The organism is Amycolatopsis sp. NPDC057786 (genome assembly GCF_042797905.1).
GTDB lineage: Bacteria > Actinomycetota > Actinomycetes > Mycobacteriales > Pseudonocardiaceae > Amycolatopsis.
The window spans coordinates 63,035-69,567 of sequence record NZ_JBHVKW010000032.1 but is presented as its reverse complement, the minus strand read 5'-3'; the positions used below and the strand labels follow the sequence as shown (position 1 = coordinate 69,567).

5 protein-coding genes are annotated in these 6,533 nt (G+C 69.5%); 2 read left to right on the top strand and 3 right to left on the bottom strand.

The features are described 5' to 3' along the window. Positions 1–116 precede the first annotated feature (116 nt). Together ACFVM3_RS18820 and ACFVM3_RS18815 are read right to left on the bottom strand one after the other, a co-directional pair. The gene (locus tag ACFVM3_RS18820; RefSeq protein WP_378440193.1) at positions 117–1,022 is read right to left on the bottom strand and encodes a 2-hydroxyacid dehydrogenase; all 906 of its coding nucleotides are present in this window, start codon (positions 1,020–1,022) and stop codon (positions 117–119) included. 28 nt (positions 1,023–1,050) lie between these two features. Next, positions 1,051–1,407 carry a VOC family protein gene (locus tag ACFVM3_RS18815; RefSeq protein WP_378440192.1) on the bottom strand — a complete coding sequence of 119 codons (357 nt, stop codon included), beginning with the start codon at positions 1,405–1,407 and terminating at the stop codon, positions 1,051–1,053. Between the two features lie 126 nt (positions 1,408–1,533). On the opposite strand from ACFVM3_RS18815, the gene ACFVM3_RS18810 reads away from it, so the two are divergent. Beyond that, the gene (locus ACFVM3_RS18810) at positions 1,534–3,282 is read left to right on the top strand and encodes a proline--tRNA ligase (protein WP_378440190.1); all 1,749 of its coding nucleotides are present in this window, start codon (positions 1,534–1,536) and stop codon (positions 3,280–3,282) included. Then, positions 3,282–4,208 (top strand): hypothetical protein, encoded by a 927-nt coding sequence (locus ACFVM3_RS18805; protein WP_378440188.1) that lies wholly within the window; start codon positions 3,282–3,284, stop codon positions 4,206–4,208. The genes ACFVM3_RS18810 and ACFVM3_RS18805 overlap by 1 nt, the downstream gene beginning before the upstream one ends. 89 nt (positions 4,209–4,297) lie before the next feature. Here ACFVM3_RS18805 and ACFVM3_RS18800 read toward each other — a convergent pair whose 3' ends face one another. Next, complete coding sequence (locus tag ACFVM3_RS18800; protein WP_378440186.1) at positions 4,298–6,466, bottom strand: bifunctional lysylphosphatidylglycerol flippase/synthetase MprF; 2,169 nt, start codon at positions 6,464–6,466, stop codon at positions 4,298–4,300. Positions 6,467–6,533 lie beyond the last annotated feature (67 nt).

Here is a 6,533-nt window from a genome sequence, read left to right as displayed (position 1 = left end):
AGCCACTTTCGCAACCTTCAACGTTGCGAAAGTGGCTTTCGCAACGCCACCGGCCGGGGCAGCACCTCGGCGCGGGAGACAGGGCTCGTGAGTGGCCAGGACGGTTCTAACCGTCCTTACCACTTCACGAGGTTCAGCGGCTCTTCGCCGGCGGCGTACCGGCGCAACTGCTCGGCGACCAACCGCTTCGCGCGCGGGTAGAACGACGCCGACCCGCCCGCGATATGCGGCGTGATGATCACTCCCGGCGCGGTCCACAGTGGATGCCCGGCCGGCAGCGGTTCCGGATCGACGACGTCCAGCGCTGCACGCAGCCGCCCGGAGACGGTCTCTGCTGTGAGCGCCGTGGTGTCGATCGCCGAACCCCGCCCGACGTTCACCACCAGGGCGCCGTCCGGCAGCGCGGCAAGCTCCGCGGCGCCGAACAGGCCCATGGTCGCGGGCGTTTCGGGCAGGATCAGGACCACGATGTCGGCGGACGGCAGCAGTTCCGGCAGTTCGGCCACACCGTGCACGCGCTCCGCGGGCCGGGCCGTGCTCGCCACCCTGGTCACGATCGCCTCGGCCGCGACCAGTTGCCGCTCGATGGCCTGGCCGATCGAGCCGTGGCCGACCAGCAGCACCCGGCTGTCGGCCAGCGAACGCGTGTGCTCCCGCTCCCACGACGCCGTCGCCTGCTGCGCGAACCAGCGCGGCAGATCCCGCTGTGAGGCGTGGATCAGCGCCAGCGCGTGTTCGGCCACGCTGAGGTCGTGCAGGCCGCGGCCGTTGGCCAGCTTCACCCCCGCCGGCACCAGCGGGATCAGCTTCTCGACCCCGGCCGACAACGACTGCACGAGCTTCAGCGACGGAAGCCGGGAGAGCAGCTTCATCGGCTCGGCACCGGTGTCGTACGGCAACACGTAGACCTCGACGTCATCGAGGCCCTCGTCCGGCAGCGGACCCAGACCGTCGTAGAGCCGTGCGCTCAGGCCCTCGGGCAGCTCGATATCGGACCAGGGCAGGATGGCTCGCTCCGTCATGCCGCCATTCTGGCCGTCGCGACCGGCGTCACCCTCCGTGGGCCGCGACGCAGAACTCGTTGCCGACGGGATCGGCCAGCACCGTCCAGGCGAAACCCGGCATCTCGTGCCTGTCCAGCTTCTTCGCTCCCAGCCCGACCAGACGTTCCACCTCCTTCTCCATGTCGTCGGTACCGAAGTCCATGTGGACCCGGTTCTTGCCTGCCCGCTCCTCCGGTACGCGCTGGAACGCGAACACCGGCCCGTTCTCCTTCTTGGCGCGCAGGATCAGGAACTCGCCGCCGTGGTCCTGATCCACCTCGACCCCGAGCGCCTTCGTCCAGAACTCCGCGAGCCCGCGCGGATCGGCGCAGTCGATCGTGATCATGCCCAGTTCGATACCCATGGCGGCACGCTAGCGGCGCCCACCGACAAAACCGGGCGCCCGCGATAACCGGTTGAACCGCCCCCGGGCGGGGTGACTACGCTGCGCAGAACGTCTCAGCACGTAATTCCAGCGAGGAGCCCAGAAGTGATCACCAGGATGTCGTCGTTGTTCCTTCGCACCCTGCGTGAGGATCCGGCGGACGCCGAGGTACCGAGCCACCGGCTCCTGGTACGCGCCGGCTACGTCCGCCGGGTGGCCCCGGGCGGCTACTCCTGGCTGCCGCTGGGCCTGCGGGTGCTGCGCCGTATCGAGAACGTCATCCGTGAAGAGATGAACGCCATCGGCGCGCAGGAGATCCAGTTCCCCGCGCTGCTGCCGAAGGAGCCCTACGAGGCCACCGGCCGTTGGACCGAGTACGGCGACGCGTTGTTCCGCCTCAAGGACCGCAAGGGCGCCGACTATCTTCTCGGCCCGACGCACGAAGAGCTCTTCGCGCTCACCGTGAAGGGTGAATACAGCTCGTACAAGGACTACCCGGTCGTCCTGTACCAAATCCAGACCAAGTACCGCGACGAGGCGCGCCCCCGCGCCGGCATCCTGCGCGGCCGCGAGTTCGTCATGAAGGACTCCTACTCCTTCGACCTCGACGACGAAGGGTTGACCAAGTCGTACGAGCTGCACCGCCAGGCCTACACGAAGCTTTTCGACCGCCTCGGCATCGAGTACGTCGTCGTGAAGGCGACCTCCGGCGCGATGGGCGGCTCGGCCTCCGAAGAGTTCCTCGCCGTCGCCGAGACGGGTGAGGACACCTACGTCCGCAGCACCGAATCGGGGTACGCGGCCAACGTCGAAGCGGTCACCACGCCCGCTCCCGAGGCCAAGCCGATCGAGGGCCTGCCCGAGGCGAAGGTCCACCACACGCCGGACACCCCGACCATCGAGTCGCTGGTCACGTTCCTCAACAACGCCGGCCTCGGCCGCACCTTCACCGCCGCGGACACGCTCAAGAACGTCCTGGTGAAGACCCGCCAGCCGGGCGCGAAGGAGTGGGAGCTGCTGGCCATCGGCCTCCCCGGCGACCGCGAGGTCGACACGAAGCGCCTCGAAGCGTCGCTCGAGCCCGCCGAGTTCGAGCTGCTCGAAGAGGCCGACTTCGCCAAGAACCCCTTCCTCGTCAAGGGGTACATCGGCCCGAAGGCGCTGAAGGACAACGGCGTCCGCTACCTGCTCGACCCGCGCGTCGTCGACGGCACCGCCTGGGTCACCGGCGCCGACGAGCGCGACCACCACGTGGTCGACCTGGTCGCGGGCCGCGACTTCACCGGCGACGGTACGATCGAGGCCGCCGAGGTCCGCGAGGGCGACGCGTCGCCCGACGGCAAGGGCACCCTGGTCGCCGCGCGCGGTATCGAGATCGGGCACATCTTCCAGCTGGGCCGCAAGTACGCGGACGCGTTCGAGCTCGACGCGCTGGGCCCGGACTCCAAGCCCATCCGCATCACCATGGGTTCGTACGGCGTCGGCGTCTCGCGGCTGGTCGGCGTGCTCGCCGAGCAGAACCACGACGACCTCGGCATCGTCTGGCCGCGCGAGGTCTCGCCGTTCGACGTGCACGTCGTCATCGCGGGCAAGGACGAGACGGTCGCCGCGGGTGCGGAGAAGCTCGCCGCCGAACTGGACGCCGCGGGTATCGAGGTCGTCCTCGACGACCGCAAGGCCACCCCCGGCGTGAAGTTCGCGGACGCCGAACTCGTCGGTGTGCCGACGATCCTCGTCGTCGGGCGCGGCCTGGCGAACGGTGTCGTCGAGGTCAAGGACCGCCGCACCGGCGACCGTGAAGAGATCGCCGTCGACGCGGTCGTGGAGCACCTGGTCAAACTCGTCCGTTCGTGATGTTCGGCAAGAAGCGCCGGGATTCCCCGGGCTACGAGGACAACGCGGCGCTGGACGGGTTCGGGGGCTATCAGCCCTCGGACTCGTCCGGCTACACGCCTGCTCCCGAGACACCGGCTCCAGCCGAGCCGGAGCCGCAGAAGCCCGCGAAGCAGCCGATGTCGCGAAGCGGGCGAAGGGCCATGTTCGGCTTCTTCGCGACGATCGGTGTCATCGCGGTCGCCGCGCTCTCGAACACCAGCGACCGGTCTTCGGACAGCGCGCCGACCACCCGGGCCCCGGTCGTCTACACGCCTTCGCCTCGGGTCGTCGCGCCGCCGGTGACCGAAGGCTGGCAGTCGGTGGCAGGGAAGGACGGCGTCTACGCCTACGACGTCCCGCCGAACTGGACGCCGAAACCCGGCACGATCCACGGCTGGGAGAAGGGCACCCAGGTCCCGGGCATCACCATGGTCGCCAGCGCCTTCGTCGGCGAGGGTTACTGCCCGCAGGAGAAGCGAAGCAGGCTCGGCGGCGCCGGCGTGGCGAACGTGAAGGTCTCCGATCCCGCCGCCGCGGCGCGGAAGGCGGTCGACGATCTCGCCGTCAGCGCCTACAACCCGGAGAACGGTCCGCTGACCGCCAAGATCACCCCGGAACCGCCCCAGACGACCGAGTTCACCCTCGGTACCGGCAAGAAGGTCCCCGCGAGCATCGTCCTCGCGGAGGTCGTCACCCCGCCGGGGGCGTGTGGCGCCCAGCGCGCCCTGGTCGGAGTGATCGCGCCGGAGCTCGGCGACGCCTCGGCGGCCCTGGCCGTCTATTCGGGACAGGACGCGCCGGGCGGTGCGGACCGCGAGCTGATCCTGAAGATCCTCAAGACCTACCGGGGTGTCCCGGAGGCCGACCGCAAGACCATCACGCCGCCGCCTTCGACGTTGCGCTGAGGCTTCCCCTGGGGCAAAGCCCACAGCACCAGGACCTCCGCCCCCGACGTTGCGAAAGCCACTTTCGCAACACGCACCTAAGGCCGCTTCTACTGTGAAGCCAGCGAAGAAGCCCTTGCCGGCTGCGGGTTCGAGAGCAGCCGCTGAGGCTTCTTGCCCGACCGCGCGAGCTTCGCCAGCCGCAGCAGTCCGGTGTTCGGCAGGTACGCCCGGCCGAGCGCGATCCCGATCCGCGGCAGGTCAGCCTCGTCGCGGAACGCGAGGTACAGCGGCACGTGGCGCGGCTGGAACTTCGCCTTGAACGCGTGCAGCGAACGGAAGCCGTAGAACGGCTCCATCATCGTGCCGAGCGCATCCAGCACCCGCTCGACGGCGTGCGCGGGTTCGCCGGAGCTCGCCAGCGGGGCGCCGGACAGCGAGACGAACTTCGCGCCCTCCTCGCGGAAGGCCAGGCACGACGACGCGATCAGGAACTCCATCGACGGGCGGAACCCGTCGGCGCGTTTGCGCATGACGTCGAGTGTCCAGCCGCCGACCGCGCCCGCGCCGGTGTGCACCGGCAGCCACGACGTCACGCCGTGGACCACGCCGTCGGCGTCCACCGCGAGACCCACGCGGGTCTCGGGATCCATCGCCTCGTCGACCCCGCCGAGGGTGAAGCCCATTTCCGGCATGCCCTTGTCGCTGATCCACTCCTCGGAGATCGCGCGGACCTGCGAGATCACCGCGCGCGGCTGGTCGGCGAGCCGGACGAGCCGGAACTCGATACCGTCCTTCGCGGCCCGGTTGAGCGCGGTCCGCACGTCCTGCCAGCGCTTGCCGCGGAACTCCAGCGTTTCCAGTTCGATCAGGGTGTCCTCGGCGACCTGGACCTGCTTCCAGCCGAGCTCTTCGGTCTTGGCGGTGGTGTCGCCGGTGGCGGAGAACAGGCACGGCACGAGACCGGTGTTCTCGCACATCGTGATGAACTCGGCGATCGTCCGGTCGGCGGCGCCGTCCGGGGCGATCGGGTCGCCGAGCGCGATGGCGACCCCCGCGTGCCGACGGTAGGCGAGGTAGGACTTGCCGTCCGCGGCCACGAAATACGAGTTCTGCGGCCAGGTCGTCATCCACGAAAGCGTGCTCCCGCCGTGGCGGCTGAGCAGCGTGCGGGCCAGCGCGGGGTTGCCCATCCGGCCGAGACGGCGGCACTTCCGCCGCGACGGAACGCGGAAGGCGCCGCGCGAAGAGACCAGGAGCGCGAATTCGACCGTCCAGAGCAGGTTGTCCACGAAGAACAGCGGCGGATCCACCACGCCGGCGTCCTCGCCGAAGAGCTCCGCCAGCGTGAGCACCCCGCCGTAGACCATCACCTGCAGGATGACGAACGAGGTCAGGATCATCGCGCACCACCAGGCGACCTGGCTGCCCTTGCGCAGGCCGTTCATGATCGGCACCACGATCAGGCACAGGACGGCGACTTCCCAGGTGGACAGCGAAAGCTCTTCGGACGAACCGAAGGGGCCGTTGCCCGGCACGAAGGACATCACCAGTTCGGCGACCGTCAGCACCAGCAGACCGGCCACGACGTAGAACCGCCACTCGCGCAGGCTCGGCCGCCGTTCACGCGAGGAATCCTTGGCACCGAGGAACTTCCGGCCGAACGGCAGCGCGAGGACGAGGGCGAAGAAGTGCACGAGGTCGGCGAGCGTGCCGACGAAGATGATCGCGACCCCGGCGTAGACGCACAGCCCGGCGCGCAAGCGCAGCCGCCACGGCGGACGCAGGGTGGCGCTGGCGACCGCGACCGCGGCGAGCGCGCCGCCGGAGAAGCCGACGTCGAGGCTGCCCGCGACCCGTTCCGCCCATTCCCAGCCGGAGTTGCGGCTCAGCGCCAGGAACTGGACCGCCACCAGGACACTGACGAACTGGCCGCCGATGGTGACGGCCATCGCCCGCCGGGTGCCGAGCCGCCATTCCGCGAACCCGGCGAACAACGCGAAGCTGAGCACCATCGGCAGGTAGTACAGCGGGACGACCGCGAACAGCGGTCCGGTGAACAAGGTCCACCACCGGCCTGATTCGAGCGACGGCAGCCCATACGCGATGTACGGATACACCGCGCGGTCCTCGGCGGCCGACCAGAGCGCGCCCGTGGCCAAGGCGAGCGCGAGCATGGTCAGCGTGACGAGGCTGGTGAAAGGCAGCCGGTTCCTCAGCACCGTGGCGATCTTGTGCGTCCGGCCCGGCGCGGCCGTCCCGCTTCCCCCTTTTGGCATGGAACTCAAACTAGGTCCGGGAGCCGCTCGGACACATCCGGCACGGGACCCATTTTTCCCTTAGGGG